The sequence below is a fragment of the Pseudomonas sp. GR 6-02 genome (assembly GCF_001655615.1).
GTDB lineage: Bacteria > Pseudomonadota > Gammaproteobacteria > Pseudomonadales > Pseudomonadaceae > Aquipseudomonas.
Window position 1 is genome coordinate 57220 of sequence record NZ_CP011567.1, and the last position, 14031, is coordinate 71250.

A 14031-nucleotide genomic window follows, 5' to 3' on the forward strand; every position below is an offset into this window, starting at 1 on the left:
CCTGACCGTCGGGCGGGCGTCATTATTTTGTCTGGTTCAACACCTGGAGAAGCGCCGCGGTTTGCGCGTCCGGCGTGCCGTCGAAACGGGACGGGCGAAAATGCAGCTGAAAAGCCGCCAGCACATTGCGTGTCGCTGCATCCAGTTCGCCGGTTTGTGGCGTGGCGTAGCCCAGGCGGGCAAGTTGTGCCTGAAACCAACTGATGCTTGGCAGCTGCACGGCGAACTGCGCTTGCTGACGCGCCACGGCCTGCTCGTTCGGCCAGATTCCCAGGCCTTCGGCCGCCAGGCGTTTCCAGGGGAACAGCGGGCCAGGGTCGAGCTTGCGCATGGGGGCGATGTCGCTATGGCCGATGATATGGCGAGGGCTGATGCCCTGGCGCTTGCTGATGTCCTTGAGCAGAAAGATCATCGATTGGACCTGGGCTTCGCTGTAGGGATACCAGAGGCGCCCGGTCGGGGTGTCCTGGAAGCCCGGATTGACGATTTCGATGCCAATGGAACTGGAATTCAGCCAGGTCCGGCCTTGCCATTGGCTTTCGCCGGCGTGCCAGGCTCGAAGATTTTCATCCATCAGCTTATAGATGGTGGCGTGCTCGTCGTCGCCGATCAGGTAGTGGCTGCTGACTTCGCCATGGGTCAGCAATTGCAGCGAGTCCTCCAGGGATGCGGAGGTGTAATGCATCACCACGAACTGAATACGGCTGTCGTGATTGACTGAAGGGTGGCTGGTGTCAATCCGGGGACCGCTGGCGCAACCGGCTAATACGAGCAGCGAAGCAATAAGAGCAAGAAGTTTCATGGTGGAGGCAATATACACGAGACAATAATGCAACAGTGTAACGTATTGCCTTGCGCGCCGACCGCAAAAGCGCGCCTTTAAACAAAATGGAACAATTAACTGTCAGCCCAGTTCTATCCGATTACGCCCGGTGTTTTTCGCGCGATATAACGCCTGATCAGCTCTTTTAAGCACCAGGTCGCTATGTTCGCCCGCTCTGAAGGCGGTCAGTCCCATGGAAATGGTGATAGTGACTCGCTCGCCCTTGAAGTGGAATGGGCAAGCTTCGATCGATGCGCGCAAGGTTTCCAACAGTTTCGCGCCGGCCATCGGCGCCGTGGCAGGCATCAACAGCACAAACTCCTCACCGCCAAACCTGGCTATGAAGTCCGTCCCGCGCAGACGCTTGCGCAGCACACTGGCGATGATTTTCAGCACCTTGTCGCCCGCGAGATGGCCGTAGTTGTCATTGATGCGTTTGAAATGGTCGAGGTCGAGCATCGCCAGCAACAGGGTATTGCCGTGTTGTTGCCATTGACTGATTTCGTGGTCCAGCCGTTCGCTCCAGGCCGCTCGATTCGGCAGGCCGGTCAACGGATCGATCAAAGCCTTCTGGCGCTGTTCTTCGAGGTGCTCGCGGTAACCCAGCGCTTCCTGCTCCATGTGGGCCACCCTTTCAGCCAGGCTTTGCAGGCGGGCAGCGACTTCCTGCTCGCGCTCGTCGCGTTGCTTCTGGTGCTGGTCCATGGTGCCGAGCAGGCCTTCGAGATGGTCTTCCAGCATGTGCTTGAGGTCATCGAGGTCCGCCGCGTCCTGCATGCTGCTTTGCAGGCCGTCGACTTGCTCGCGAATCTGCGTGTCCATCACTCGCGCGGCAGAGCGGTTGTCGGCGTGGCCTTCGCTGGCGGCTTGCAGGTTGCTCTGAAATGATTCGAGGCGTTCGTTGAGTCGTTGCAGATAGGCTTCGAATTCGTGTTGGCCGCTGTCGGTAATGGCCAGCATTAATGTTGCAAGATCATCGAGGATGGGTAGCAGTTCGTACCAATTCAAGCCGTTTTGAAGACGATTGCGCATCGCTTCGGCTTGCGGTCGATGGCGTTCGGGCAGCGTCAGGTCGTCGAGAAGGCCCAGCAGAGTGTCTTCGATGTGCTTGGCCACAGAGCTGTAGGACGGTTCCGGCGAGTCCGGCAGGGCATACAGAATGTCGTGTTCTGACGTCTGCGGATCGCTGGCCTCCGGGATCAGTTCATCCGGGTTGATTGCCGGCGGAGCCTGGGTGGCCGGTACGGCGATCGATGGAGCCGGCTCTTGCGGGTGTTCGAGGTTCGGCTGGATTTGTGGCTCCGGGGCCTGGCTGCTCGTGGCCTCTGGCTCCAGGATGGGCGGGGCGAACGCCACGACTTCGGCTATGGGTGCCGTTGTTGCTGTGGGAGCCGGAGTGTCCACGGGTTCAGCGGGCGCAGCGGCGGGCAGGGCAGCTTCAACGGTTGGCATTACCGCTTGCGGTTTGTTGGCGGCTGGCGCGAGATTGGCCGTCGCGAGTGGGAGTTCGGCCAGTGGAGCTGCAACCGGCTCGACAGGTTGCGGTGCAGGCATTGGCAATTCGGGGGCGGCGATCTGTGGCGCAGCCTCGTCTGCATCCCGGCTACCGAACAGGCGCTGCAGAAAACCCGGACGACCCGGTTCCACAGGGTTCTCCAACAGGCTCAAGGCTTTGCCTTGCAAGCCGCTCAGTTCGCTGAGCAGCAACGGGATTTCGCGAGCCTGGCCGACACGTCCGTTCAGCTGCTTGGCGAAACTCTTCAGTGGCCGGCTCACTTCCCGTGGCAGCGGCAATGCTTGCAACTGAGAGACCAGCGCCGTCAGTGCGGCGCTGACTTGATCAACCCGGGTTTCCCGGCGTTGCTCGGAGTCGAGCACGGCTTTTTCCAGGCGCGGCAGCAAGGCTGCCAGGCCGGCGTCCATGTCGTCTGTGCGTACGACTTCGCGCATTTCCTTCATGCATAGGTCAACGGCGCGATCGGTGCCTTCGGCAGCCAGGGTGCTGCGCACCAGCCCGCGACGCAGCAGGTCGAGCCGGGCGTCCCATCGACGTTCGAGCTTTTCCTGTTGTTCGATGCTTTTGAGGTATTTCTCTTTCCAGCGCTGTGCTTCGTCGCTCATTCAGACAGGACTCAACGCGGGGAATGCATCGGCCGTGAGCGAGCCCGGCAGACGAATTTCTACCGCGACCGGCAGGTGATCGGAAATGGGTTGTGCCAGCACCTCGACCTTTTCAAGCGTCAGGGTGGGGCTGAGCAGAATGTGGTCCAGACAGCGCTGTGGGCGCCAGCTGGGAAAGGTCGCTTCCATCTGCGGCGCGAGCAGGCCTAAATCGCGCAGCGGGGAATGTTGCAGCAAGTCACCGGCGTGGGTATTCATATCGCCCATCAGCACCTGGTGCTTATAACCGCCGATCAACTCGCGGATGTAAGCCAGTTGCATGCTACGGGCGCGAGCGCCCAGCGCCAGGTGCATCATCACCACCACGAGCGCCTCCGGACCTTCGCCGAAGCGCACCAGAATGGCCCCGCGACCCTTGGGCCCCGGCAGCGGATGATCCTCGATCGCCCACGGGCGCAGGCGGCTGAGCACGCCATTGCTGTGCTGGCCGAGATGACCGAGATTGCGATTGAGTTGTTGATACCAATAAGGGAAGGCGCCGAGCTGCGCCAGGTGTTCGACCTGATTGACGTAGCCCGATCGCAGGCTGCCGCCATCGGCTTCCTGCAAGGCGACCAGATCGAAGTCGCCCAGCAGATTGCCGATTTTTTGCAGGTTGTCGGCACGCCCGGTGTGCGGCAGCAGATGCTGCCAGCCGCGGGTCAGATAGTGCCGATAACGCTCGGTACTGATGCCGACCTGGATATTGAAACTGAGCAAACGCAGACGGCTGTCCACGGGCAACCCCGTTGATTCCAGGTGATGCTCGTTGACCCGCGGGTCGTGCAGGCCAACGATGCGTTCAGTTCCCCAGCGGCGCATGGCGGTCGCCGCGCTTAGTTGGCAACGGCCTTGGTTGCCGCTCGCTCTTTGGCGACCAGTTGGTCAGCCAGTTTCAACGCTTGTTCGGCGCCGCCGGCAGAGCCGATGTCAAAGCGATACTTGCCATTGACGATCATGGTAGGCACGCCGGAGATTTCATATTTCTTGGCAAGCTCTTTGGCTTTGTTGATCTGGCCCTTGATGGCGAAGGAGTCGAAGGTGGCCAGGAATTTTTCCTTGTCTACACCTTGGGTCGCCAGGAAGTCCGCCATGTCTTCTTTGTCGGTCAGTTTCTTGTGTTCTTTCTGGATTGCGTTGAACACCGCAGCGTGAACCTTGCTCTCGACACCCATGGCCTCAAGCGTCAGGAACATCTGGCCGTGGGCATCCCAAGGGCCGCCAAACATGGCCGGGATACGTACGAAATTCACGTCGGAAGGCAGCTTTTCAACCCATGGGTTGATGACGGGTTCGAAGGCATAGCAATGCGGGCAGCCGTACCAGAACAGCTCCACGACTTCGATCTTGCCAGGCTCGGCCACCGGGACCGGGTTGCTCAGTTCGACATAGGGCGCTTCAGGTTTTTCGGCGGCTTGGGCAGTCATGCCGAACAGGCTGGCAGCGACGAGTGCGGCGCTGATGATCAGATTACGCATGCTTTACTCCTGGACAATTTGGGCGCCTCGCGCGACCTGTTTTCAGACAGATTCCGGCGGGCTTGAGTTCTGTAGTGTAACGGCAGCGGCCACAAAAAAGGGCAGCCAAAGCTACCCTTTTTATGTTTGCATCGACGGATTAATCGAGAGTTAACGTTGCAAGAGATGTACATCACTCACAACGCTCGATCACAGGTCTTAGTGCAAGCCTTGAATATAGCTGGAGACGGCGGCGATATCTTCGTCGCTCAGCTTTTTAGCGATGCTTTGCATTGGTTTGGTGTCGCCGTCGTTGGTCCGGCCACCTTCTTCTTTTCTGAATTCGGTCAGTTGCTTGCCGACGTACTGAGCATGCTGGCCGCCCAGGTGCGGGAAGCCGGCAGCTGCGTTGCCTGCGCCATTGGGCGAGTGGCAGCCGGTGCAGGCTGGCAGCCCTTTGGCCAGGTCGCCGCCACGGAACAGTGCTTCACCGCGAGCCACGATTTTCGGGTCGGCGGCACCGACGCTGCCTTTCTGGCTGGCGAAGTAGGCGGAGATATCGGCCAGGTCCTGATCGCTGAGGTTGGTCAGCAGGCCGGTCATTTCCAGTACCGTGCGTTTGCCGGACTTGATGTCGTGCAGCTGCTTGTTCAGATAACGCTCGCCCTGGCCTGCCAGTTTCGGAAAGTTAGGCGCCATGCTATTGCCATCCGGGCCATGACAGGCGCCACATACTGCGGCTTTCGCCTGACCAGCAGTCGCATCACCTGCAGCATGGGCAATACCGGAGATCCCCACGGTCAACAGCAGACTCACGATCAATTTGTTCATCAGCTAATCCAACTACGGCTAAGGGTTAAAGAGTTATGGACCGGGTTTACTCGCTCATCCACTGGATGATGGCTCGGTAATCCTCGGCACTGCAGTCCATGCACAAACCACGCGGCGGCATCGCCTTGAAACCCTGGGTCACGTGTTGCACCAGCGTCTCCATACCTTTCGCCAACCTCGGCGTCCAAGCTTCCTGATCGCCCCTGCGGGGCGCCATGGGTAGTTGGCCGGAATGACAGGCACCACAAACACGGTTGTACACAGCTTCCGGATCCTGTGTAGCCTGAGCGCTGTAAAGCGGCATCAAGACACCGGCAGCTAGCAGCCATTTCGTCATAAAACGACCTTTTCAGGGTTGAGAGCGTGCTGCGTTCTAATGCGCAATCAAGGTCAATCGCTCTCGTGAACTTCATCCTACGCTGGGACAAAGCGCACACAAAATCTGCGGCATTATATACTGGCGTCACTGAAACGGAAACGACACTGCTTGCCGCGTCCATTCCCGGCGCCGCCCACATCGGAAATCCCATGCAACTCAAGAATCCCATCCTCGGCCTGTGCCAACAGTCCACCTTTATGCTCAGCGCCGCCAAAGTCGACCAATGTCCCGACGACGAAGGCTTTGAAGTGGCCTTCGCCGGGCGTTCCAACGCCGGCAAGTCCAGCGCGTTGAATACTCTGACCCACGCCAGCCTGGCGCGGACCTCGAAAACACCGGGTCGCACACAGCTGTTGAACTTCTTCAAGCTAGACGATGAACGCCGTCTGGTCGACCTGCCAGGCTACGGTTATGCAAAAGTACCGATCCCGTTGAAGATGCACTGGCAGCGTCACCTGGAAGCCTATCTGGGTGGCCGTGAGAGTTTGAAAGGTTTGATTCTGATGATGGACATCCGTCATCCAATGACCGACTTCGACCTGTTGATGCTCGATTGGGCCGTCGCCAGCGGCATGCCGATGCATATTCTGCTGACCAAGGCCGACAAACTGACCTACGGCGCGGCAAAAAACACGCTGCTCAAGGTTCAATCGGAAATCCGCAAGGGTTGGGGCGATACGATCACTATCCAGCTGTTTTCGGCCCCCAAGCGCATGGGCCTGGAAGAAGCCTACACCGTACTGGCGGACTGGATGGAGTTGGCGGACAAGGGTGCCGAGGCTGCCGAGTAAGTCTCTCGAGGCCAATTGGCAGGCAAAAAAAACCCCGGACTTCGTATGGGGAGGGAGAAGTTCCGGGGTTCAAGTTCCGGACCGCTAGGGCGGGGTCCAGATATCTGCCAACACTTAACACAACATAGGAGCATCGAAGGGCTTCACCAGCCATTCAGTATCTCTGAGTGGCGGTTCGCGGATTTAGTTCAGACTATTTTCAAAATCCTTTGGAAATAATCACTGTCGTTTTTCGCTCTATAGCCCTTCGTCATGTGCTGCGGCGCCAGGCCGCAGCACAAACGTCTTTTCAGGTGGCTCAGTGCGCCTCATCCCAGTTGTTGCCTGCGCCCACCTCAACCAGAAGCGGTACGTCCAGTTGTGCGGCGTTGCTCATGTGCACGCGAATCTCCTCGCGTACCTGGTCGACCAGGTCCTCACGCACCTCGAGCACCAATTCATCGTGTACCTGCAGGATGACTTTGGCGTCCAGGCCTGACGATGCCAGCCAGTTGTCCACCGCCACCATGGCTTTCTTGATGATGTCCGCCGCGGTGCCTTGCATCGGGGCGTTGATCGCCGTGCGCTCGGCAGCTTTGCGCAGGGCCTGGTTTTTCGCGTTGATTTCCGGCAAGTACAGGCGACGACCAAAGATGGTTTCGACGAAGCCTTGCTCGGCGGCCTGGGCGCGCGTGCGCTCCATGTACTGCAGCACGCCGGGATAACGGGCGAAATAACGGTCGATGTAGGCCTGGGACTGTTTGCGGTCAACGCCGATCTGCTTGGCCAGGCCAAACGCGCTCATGCCGTAGATCAAGCCGAAGTTGATGGCTTTCGCGCTTCGACGCTGATCGTTGGTAACCGCATCCAGCTCGACGCCGAACACTTCTGCGGCCGTGGCCCGGTGGACATCGAGGTTGTTGCGGAAGGCATGCAGCAAGCCTTCGTCCTTGGCCAGGTGCGCCATGATCCGCAGTTCGATTTGCGAGTAATCCGCGGCCAGCAGTTTGTAGCCTTTCGGCGCGACGAACGCCTGACGAATCCGGCGACCTTCGGCGGTACGGATCGGAATGTTCTGCAGGTTCGGGTCGATGGACGACAAACGCCCGGTGGCTGCGACAGCTTGCTGGTAAGACGTATGAATGCGCCCGGTGCGTGCGTTGATCTGCTCTGGCAAACGGTCGGTGTAGGTGCTTTTGAGCTTGCTCAGCGAGCGGTATTGCATCAGCACCTTGGGCAGCGGGTAGTCCTGTTCTGCCAACTCGGCCAGCACGGCTTCGGCAGTCGACGCCTGACCCTTGGCGGTTTTGCTGAGTACAGGCAAACCGAGCTTTTCGTAGAGAATCACGCCCAGTTGCTTTGGCGAGCCAAGGTTGAATTCTTCACCGGCAATGGCAAAGGCCTCACGCTCAAGGGCGACCAGTTTCTCGCCCAGCTCGACGCTCTGGATGCCCAGCAGGTTGGCGTCTACAAGCGCGCCCTGGCGCTCGATACGGGCCAGGACCGGCATCAGCGGCATTTCAATCTCGTTGAGCACTTTGACCAGGCTTGGCGTCGCGGCCAGTTTTTCCTGCAATACCAGATGCAGGCGGAAGGTGACATCGGCGTCTTCGGCGGCATAGGGACCCGCCAGCTCAAGGGAAATCTGGTCGAAGGTCAGCTGTTTGACGCCTTTGCCCGCAATCTCCTGGATGTCGGTCTTGCTTTGGCCCAGGTACTTGAGCGCCAGGCTGTCCATGTCGTGGCGGGTGGCCGTTGAGTCCAGTACGTAGGACTCGAGCATGGTGTCGTAGGCAATACCCTGAACAGTAATCCCGTTGTTCTGATCGCCACCGATGGCGCAATTGGCGAGGATATTGGTGTCGAACTTCGCATGTTGGCCGACTTTCAGTTTATTCGGGTTTTCCAGCAGCGGTTTCAACGCCAGCAGCACGGTGTCACGGTCCAGTTGTTCCGGTACGCCCATGTAGGAATGGGTCAGCGGAATGTAGGCTGCTTCGTTGGCCGCGACAGAGAACGACAGGCCTACCAGTTGCGCGTGTTGGGCATCGCTGCCGTTGGTTTCGGTGACGAAGGCGATCAGCGGCGCCTTGTCGAGTTTGTCCAGCCAGGCCTCGAAGCGCTTCTGGTCGAGGATGGTTTCGTATTTCGCTTCGGCGGCACCCGGCTGCTCCTGGGCGACCTCGACGATGTCCTGACCCGAACGCTTGGCGTCGCGCTGGTTCTCTTCGAACCAGCTCTTAAACTCCAGCAGGGAATAGAGTTCGGCAAGCTTGTCGTGATCCGGTGGGCCCATCTGCAGATCGTCGAGGCCGATGTCCAGCGGCACGTCGATCTTGATGGTTGCCAATCGGTAAGAAAGAAAGGCCATTTCCTTATGCTCTTCGAGCTTGGCCGGCAGGGTCTTGGCGCCGCGAATCGGCAGGGTCGGGACGATATCGAGCTGCGCATAGAGCTCGGTCAGGCCGCCATTCACGCCAACCAGCAGGCCGGAAGCGGTCTTCGGACCGATACCCGGAACGCCCGGGATGTTGTCGGACGAATCGCCCATCAACGCCAGATAATCGATGATCTGCTCGGGAGCGACGCCGAATTTCTCCTTCACGCCTTCCACGTCCAGCGCGCTACCGGTCATCGTATTGACCAAGGTAATGTGCCCGTCGACCAGTTGTGCCATATCCTTGTCACCGGTGGAAATCACCACCGGACGGTCGGCGGCCGCGCTGCTGCGGGCCAGGGTGCCGATCACATCGTCCGCTTCGACGTTGTCCACGCACAGCAATGGAAAGCCCAAGGCCTTGACGCTGGCGTGCAGCGGCTCGATCTGGACCCGCATATCGTCAGGCATGCTTGGGCGGTTGGCCTTGTATTCGGCGAACATCGCGTCGCGGAACGTCCCGCCCTTGGCGTCGAACACCACGGCGAACGGGCTGTCCGGGTACTGCTTGCGCAGACTCTTGAGCATGTTCAATACGCCCTTGACCGCACCGGTCGGCAGGCCTTTGGACGTGGTCAGCGGTGGCAGCGCATGAAAAGCGCGGTACAGGTAAGAAGAACCGTCCACCAGGACGAGGGGGGCTTGGCTCATGAGCAGGATCAACCTTTTCGGCGGGTCCGGCGCTAGAATAGCGGGACCGTTGACGACAAAGGGACAAGGTTATCATGCGCACACTAAATCGCTTGTTGCTGGCTGGCTTGTTTGCAATCACTCCATTGGCTGTCATGGCGGCGGATGACAAGCCCTCGGCGGACCCGGAAGTAACGATCCGCACGGAAGGCGATAAAACCATTCAGGAGTATCGCCAGAACGGCTTCGTGTACGCGATCAAGGTCACCCCGAAGGTCGGAAAACCGTACTTTCTGATACGTGCGGACGGAACAGATGCAAACTACATCCGCTCGGATCAGCCGGATATGCTGATTCCCTCGTGGAAAATCTTTGAGTGGAAGTAGTTTCTTAATTTCAATCGGCGCTGGCTCAACCGCGGCGCCCGTACTGGCAGTTTTAACCATGTCTGTGTTCACCCCCCTGGCTCGGCCCGAGCTGGAAACCTTTCTCGCCCCTTACGGGCTCGGCCGCCTGCTTGATTTCCAGGGGATCGCCGCCGGTAGCGAAAACACCAATTTCTTTATCAGCCTGGAGCAGGGCGAGTTTGTCCTGACCCTGGTCGAGCGCGGTCCGGTGCAGGAGATGCCGTTCTTCATCGAACTGCTCGATGTGCTGCACGACGCCAACCTGCCGGTGCCTTATGCCCTGCGCACCACCGACGGCGTTGCATTGCGCGAGCTGGCCGGTAAACCTGCGCTGTTGCAGCCACGTCTGGCGGGCAAGCACATCAAGGACGCCAACGCCCAGCATTGCGCTCAGGTCGGCGAGCTGCTGGCTCACCTGCACCTGGCGACCCAGGCCAACATGATCAAGCGCAAAACCGATCGTGGCCTGGACTGGATGCTGGAAGAGGGCACGCAGTTTCTCTCGCACCTGAACGCCGAACAAAGCGATTTGCTGCAACGGGCTCTGGAAGAGATCACCCAGCAGAAGACGAAAATTCTGGCGCTGCCGCGGGCCAACATCCATGCGGATCTGTTCCGCGACAATGCGATGTTCGAAGGCACGCACCTGACCGGGTTGATCGACTTCTACAACGCTTGTTCAGGGCCGATGCTCTATGACGTGGCAATTGCCTTGAACGACTGGTGTTCGGACGAGCAAGGGCAGCTCGACGGGGCTCGGGCGCGGGCGTTGCTGGGCGCTTATGCCGCGCTGCGACCGTTCACCGCTGCCGAAGCTGAGTTGTGGCCGACCATGCTGCGCGTGGCGTGCGTGCGGTTCTGGTTGTCGCGGTTGATTGCGGCGGAGTCTTTCGCTGGGCAGGACGTGTTGATTCACGATCCGATGGAGTTTCAACTGCGCTTGGCACAGCGGCAGAAGGTCGACACGCCGCTGCCTTTCGCCCTCTAAAAGCTTCGCGGGCAAGCCTCGCTCCTACAGGATGTGCGCGATCCCTGTAGGAGCGAGGCTTGCCCGCGAACGATTCACCACCAAACTTCCCGCTTACAACGACTCCAGGCACCCGGCCAAATCATTTCCCAATTTTTCCAGCACCTGCTCATACCCCTGGGCGGTCGCTGGCGTGTACCCGCCCAGCGCATCCAGCTCTGCCAGTTTCACCGGTAGCCCGGCCACCAGGGTTTCTGCCAGGCGCGGGCGCAGCGGCGGTTCGCTGAACACGCAAGTTTTGCCGACTTCCTGCAACCGCGCGCGCATCGCCGCGACGTGCTGGGCACCGGGCTGTACTTCGGCTGCGACACTGAACACACCGGCGTGCTTGAGGCCGTAGGCGTCTTCGAAGTAGTCGAAGGCTTCGTGGAACACGAAGTAAGGCTTGTTCGCGATCCCTGCCAGGCGAGCCTTCAGGCGCAGGTCCAAGGCATCCAGGCGCTCATCGAAGGCTTTGAGGTTGCTCTGATAGCGCGCCGCGTTAGCCGGATCGGCTGCACTCAGATCGGCCGCCATTTTGCTGGCGATCACTCGGGCGTTGATCGGCGACAACCACAAGTGCGCATCCAGGCTGCCGGGGCGATGATCGTGGTCATGCTCATCGGCTTCTTCGGCGTGGGAGTGGCTGTCTTCGGCGAAACGTCGTAGCTTCAGGCCAGGCAAATCCTGCACTGCGACGCTGGGCAGCGTACGACCTTTCAGTACGCGAGGCAGAAAACCCTCCATGTCCGGACCGATCCAGTAAACCAGGTCCACCGACTGCACCTTCCGTACGTCGGATGGGCGCAAGGCATAGTTATGCGGCGATGCCCCGGGTGGCAGCAACACTTCCGGAATCGCCACACCTTCCTGCACCGCAGCAGCAATCAGCTGCAGCGGCTTGATGCTGGTAAGGACGTTGACTTCGGCCTGGGCTGAACCGATCAGCAGAAAACTTGCGACAAATGCGACAAAGATAGAAAAAAGTCGGGACACGATGACCACTCGAAGAGGCGAGAACGGGTAACATAATAACGTCTCTCACAACACTCGTCGCCGCTCATGCCTAAAACACCGATTGCCAGTCGTCCCCACGACCACTCTCATTGCGTCCATAGCGCATTGTCTGAGGCCGATGCCTTGTGCGCACGTCAGGGGCTACGCCTGACCGCTTTGCGCCGGCGGGTGCTGGAACTGGTCTGGCAAAGCCATAAACCGCTGGGTGCCTACGACATTCTGGCGGTGCTCAGCGAGCAGGACGGCCGCCGAGCTGCGCCGCCGACCGTGTATCGTGCGCTGGATTTTCTGCTGGAAAACGGCCTGGTACACCGCATCTCCTCGCTGAACGCCTTCGTCGGCTGCAATCACCCGGAACACGCTCACCAAGGCCAGTTCCTGATTTGCCGCCAATGCCACGCCGCCATCGAGCTTGAACAGAAGTCCATCAGCGACGCGATCGTCGGCAGCGCCAGGGACGTCGGATTTATCGTCGAGGCCCAGACCGTTGAAGTCATCGGTCTCTGCTCGGGTTGCCAGGGGGCTTAATGAGCAATGCGCTGATCCGTCTTGAGCAGGTGGCCGTCACTTTTGCCGGGCAAAACGTGCTGGATAACATCGAACTGAGCGTCGAGCCGGGGCAGATCGTTACCCTGATCGGCCCTAATGGCGCCGGCAAAACCACGCTGGTGCGCGCGGTGCTCGGTTTGTTGAAGCCGGACAGCGGCAGCGTCTGGCGCAAGCCGAAGTTGCGCGTCGGTTACATGCCGCAAAAACTCCATGTCGATCCAACCCTGCCGCTATCAGTGCTGCGTTTCTTGCGTCTGGTCCCTGGCGTGGACCGCGCTCGGGCCTTGGCCGCCCTCAAGGAAGTCGGCGCCGAGCAGGTGATCGACAGCCCGGTGCAAAGTGTTTCCGGTGGCGAAATGCAGCGAGTACTGCTGGCCCGGGCATTGCTGCGCGAGCCGGAGTTGCTGGTGCTCGATGAGCCGGTACAAGGCGTCGACGTGGCCGGTCAAGCCGAGCTCTATAGCCTGATCACACGTCTGCGCGACCGTCATGGCTGCGGCGTATTGATGGTCTCTCACGATTTGCATCTGGTGATGAGCACCACCGACCAGGTGGTGTGTCTGAATCGCCATGTCTGCTGCTCCGGGCATCCCGAGCAGGTCAGCGGCGATCCCGCGTTCGTCGAACTGTTCGGAAAGAACGCACAAAGTCTGGCGATTTATCACCACCATCACGACCACGCTCACGACCTGCATGGCTCGGTGGTCATTGCGACCCCGTCGGCCCATACCCACGTTCATGGAGATAGCTGCAAGCATGGCTGATTTTCTGCTCTTCGCCCTGCTTGCAGGTCTGGCCCTGGCACTGGTTGCGGGCCCGTTGGGTTCGTTTGTGGTCTGGCGGCGCATGGCTTATTTCGGCGACACCCTGTCCCACGCTGCGCTGCTGGGTGTGGCGCTGGGCTTTCTGCTGGATGTCAGCCCGACCGTGGCTGTCACCGTAGGCTGCCTGTTGCTGGCAGTGTTGCTGGTGACGCTGCAACAGCGGCAGCCATTGGCGTCTGACACGCTGTTGGGAATTCTCGCACCGAGCACGCTCTCCCTGGGCCTGGTGGTACTAAGCTTCATGCATGAAGTGCGGATCGACCTGATGGCCTATCTGTTTGGCGACCTGCTGGCGATCAGCCCGACCGATCTGGCCTGGATCCTCGGCGGCAGCGCGGCGGTGCTGGTATTGCTTGTCACGCTGTGGCGACCCTTGCTGGCGATCACCGTGCATGAAGAACTGGCCAGGGTGGAAGGTTTGCCGGTGGCGGCGTTGCGTCTGGTCCTGATGTTGCTGATCGCCGTGGTGATCGCGGTGGCGATGAAAATCGTCGGCGTGTTGCTGATTACTTCGTTACTGATTATTCCGGCGGCTGCGGCACAGCGTCACGCCCGCTCGCCGGAGCAGATGGCACTGGGCGCGAGCCTGCTGGGCATGCTCGCGGTGTGTGGCGGGCTGGCGTTGTCCTGGTTCAAGGACACCCCGGCTGGCCCGTCGATTGTGGTGGCGGCCGCCGCGTTGTTTCTGCTGAGTTTTGTCCTGCCCCGCCGAGGGGTGTAGACTTGCTCGTTTTTTGCGCA

General features: G+C 59.9%; 14 protein-coding genes. 6 read left to right on the plus strand and 8 right to left on the minus strand.

Annotated features, from left to right (window positions below; genetic code table 11):
- Nucleotides 1-22 precede the first annotated feature (22 nt).
- From PGR6_RS00250 to PGR6_RS00275, 6 genes are all read right to left on the minus strand, one after another.
- On the minus strand, nucleotides 23-802 hold the full coding sequence (locus tag PGR6_RS00250; protein WP_064615664.1) for an N-acetylmuramoyl-L-alanine amidase: 780 nt from the start codon (nucleotides 800-802) through the stop codon (nucleotides 23-25).
- A gap of 102 nt (nucleotides 803-904) precedes the next feature.
- Nucleotides 905-2944, minus strand: a complete 2040-nt coding sequence (locus PGR6_RS00255; protein ID WP_064615666.1) for a GGDEF domain-containing protein — start codon at nucleotides 2942-2944, stop codon at nucleotides 905-907.
- A complete protein-coding gene (locus tag PGR6_RS00260) occupies nucleotides 2945-3805 on the minus strand; it encodes an endonuclease/exonuclease/phosphatase family protein (protein WP_064615668.1) in 861 nt (286 codons plus the stop codon).
- Between the two features lie 14 nt (nucleotides 3806-3819).
- Complete coding sequence (locus tag PGR6_RS00265) at nucleotides 3820-4461, minus strand: thiol:disulfide interchange protein DsbA/DsbL (protein ID WP_018927277.1); 642 nt, start codon at nucleotides 4459-4461, stop codon at nucleotides 3820-3822.
- Between the two features lie 198 nt (nucleotides 4462-4659).
- Nucleotides 4660-5271 carry a c-type cytochrome gene (locus tag PGR6_RS00270; protein ID WP_007940706.1) on the minus strand — a complete coding sequence of 204 codons (612 nt, stop codon included), beginning with the start codon at nucleotides 5269-5271 and terminating at the stop codon, nucleotides 4660-4662.
- Between the two features lie 46 nt (nucleotides 5272-5317).
- Nucleotides 5318-5608, minus strand: coding sequence for a c-type cytochrome (locus PGR6_RS00275; RefSeq protein ID WP_019020904.1), 291 nt, complete (start codon nucleotides 5606-5608; stop codon nucleotides 5318-5320).
- Between the two features lie 191 nt (nucleotides 5609-5799).
- On the opposite strand from PGR6_RS00275, the gene yihA reads away from it, so the two are divergent.
- Nucleotides 5800-6441: a ribosome biogenesis GTP-binding protein YihA/YsxC gene (yihA, locus tag PGR6_RS00280; protein ID WP_007940707.1), complete on the plus strand. Its 642-nt coding sequence runs from the start codon at nucleotides 5800-5802 to the stop codon at nucleotides 6439-6441.
- Nucleotides 6442-6739: 298 nt separating this feature from the next.
- Here the strand turns inward: yihA and polA are convergent, their stop codons facing one another.
- Complete coding sequence (gene polA / locus PGR6_RS00285) at nucleotides 6740-9508, minus strand: DNA polymerase I (protein ID WP_018927275.1); 2769 nt, start codon at nucleotides 9506-9508, stop codon at nucleotides 6740-6742.
- 74 nt (nucleotides 9509-9582) lie between these two features.
- Between polA and PGR6_RS00290 the strand changes: the two genes are divergently transcribed.
- On the plus strand, nucleotides 9583-9873 hold the full coding sequence (locus PGR6_RS00290) for a DUF2782 domain-containing protein (protein WP_018927274.1): 291 nt from the start codon (nucleotides 9583-9585) through the stop codon (nucleotides 9871-9873).
- A gap of 58 nt (nucleotides 9874-9931) precedes the next feature.
- Nucleotides 9932-10882 (plus strand): homoserine kinase, encoded by a 951-nt coding sequence (locus PGR6_RS00295; RefSeq protein WP_018927273.1) that lies wholly within the window; start codon nucleotides 9932-9934, stop codon nucleotides 10880-10882.
- A gap of 93 nt (nucleotides 10883-10975) precedes the next feature.
- On the opposite strand, the gene PGR6_RS00300 is transcribed toward PGR6_RS00295, so the two are convergent.
- Nucleotides 10976-11896 (minus strand): zinc ABC transporter substrate-binding protein ZnuA, encoded by a 921-nt coding sequence (locus PGR6_RS00300; protein WP_064615670.1) that lies wholly within the window; start codon nucleotides 11894-11896, stop codon nucleotides 10976-10978.
- 66 nt (nucleotides 11897-11962) lie between these two features.
- On the opposite strand from PGR6_RS00300, the gene zur reads away from it, so the two are divergent.
- From zur to znuB, 3 genes are read left to right on the plus strand one after another with little or no spacing between them, the layout of a single operon-like run.
- Entirely contained in the window at nucleotides 11963-12445 is a 483-nt protein-coding gene (gene zur, locus PGR6_RS00305; protein WP_026286509.1) for a zinc uptake transcriptional repressor Zur, read from the plus strand.
- Entirely contained in the window at nucleotides 12445-13230 is a 786-nt protein-coding gene (gene znuC / locus PGR6_RS00310; protein ID WP_007940713.1) for a zinc ABC transporter ATP-binding protein ZnuC, read from the plus strand. The genes zur and znuC overlap by 1 nt, the downstream gene beginning before the upstream one ends.
- Nucleotides 13223-14011 (plus strand): zinc ABC transporter permease subunit ZnuB, encoded by a 789-nt coding sequence (znuB, locus tag PGR6_RS00315; protein ID WP_019580298.1) that lies wholly within the window; start codon nucleotides 13223-13225, stop codon nucleotides 14009-14011. Before znuC ends, znuB begins: the two co-directional genes overlap by 8 nt.
- Nucleotides 14012-14031: the final 20 nt, after the last annotated feature.

What these genes read in the sequence shown, in the direction of transcription:
- PGR6_RS00260 (WP_064615668.1), bottom strand. Translation starts at nt 3,805, where the DNA reads ATGCGCCGCTGGGGAACTGAACGCATCGTTGGCCTGCACGACCCGCGG.
- PGR6_RS00295 (WP_018927273.1), top strand. Translation starts at nt 9,932, where the DNA reads ATGTCTGTGTTCACCCCCCTGGCTCGGCCCGAGCTGGAAACCTTTCTC.
- znuC (WP_007940713.1), top strand. Translation starts at nt 12,445, where the DNA reads ATGAGCAATGCGCTGATCCGTCTTGAGCAGGTGGCCGTCACTTTTGCC.
- polA (WP_018927275.1), bottom strand. Translation starts at nt 9,508, where the DNA reads ATGAGCCAAGCCCCCCTCGTCCTGGTGGACGGTTCTTCTTACCTGTAC.
- PGR6_RS00290 (WP_018927274.1), top strand. Translation starts at nt 9,583, where the DNA reads ATGCGCACACTAAATCGCTTGTTGCTGGCTGGCTTGTTTGCAATCACT.
- znuB (WP_019580298.1), top strand. Translation starts at nt 13,223, where the DNA reads ATGGCTGATTTTCTGCTCTTCGCCCTGCTTGCAGGTCTGGCCCTGGCA.
- yihA (WP_007940707.1), top strand. Translation starts at nt 5,800, where the DNA reads ATGCAACTCAAGAATCCCATCCTCGGCCTGTGCCAACAGTCCACCTTT.
- PGR6_RS00270 (WP_007940706.1), bottom strand. Translation starts at nt 5,271, where the DNA reads ATGAACAAATTGATCGTGAGTCTGCTGTTGACCGTGGGGATCTCCGGT.
- PGR6_RS00275 (WP_019020904.1), bottom strand. Translation starts at nt 5,608, where the DNA reads ATGACGAAATGGCTGCTAGCTGCCGGTGTCTTGATGCCGCTTTACAGC.
- PGR6_RS00250 (WP_064615664.1), bottom strand. Translation starts at nt 802, where the DNA reads ATGAAACTTCTTGCTCTTATTGCTTCGCTGCTCGTATTAGCCGGTTGC.
- PGR6_RS00255 (WP_064615666.1), bottom strand. Translation starts at nt 2,944, where the DNA reads ATGAGCGACGAAGCACAGCGCTGGAAAGAGAAATACCTCAAAAGCATC.
- zur (WP_026286509.1), top strand. Translation starts at nt 11,963, where the DNA reads ATGCCTAAAACACCGATTGCCAGTCGTCCCCACGACCACTCTCATTGC.
- PGR6_RS00265 (WP_018927277.1), bottom strand. Translation starts at nt 4,461, where the DNA reads ATGCGTAATCTGATCATCAGCGCCGCACTCGTCGCTGCCAGCCTGTTC.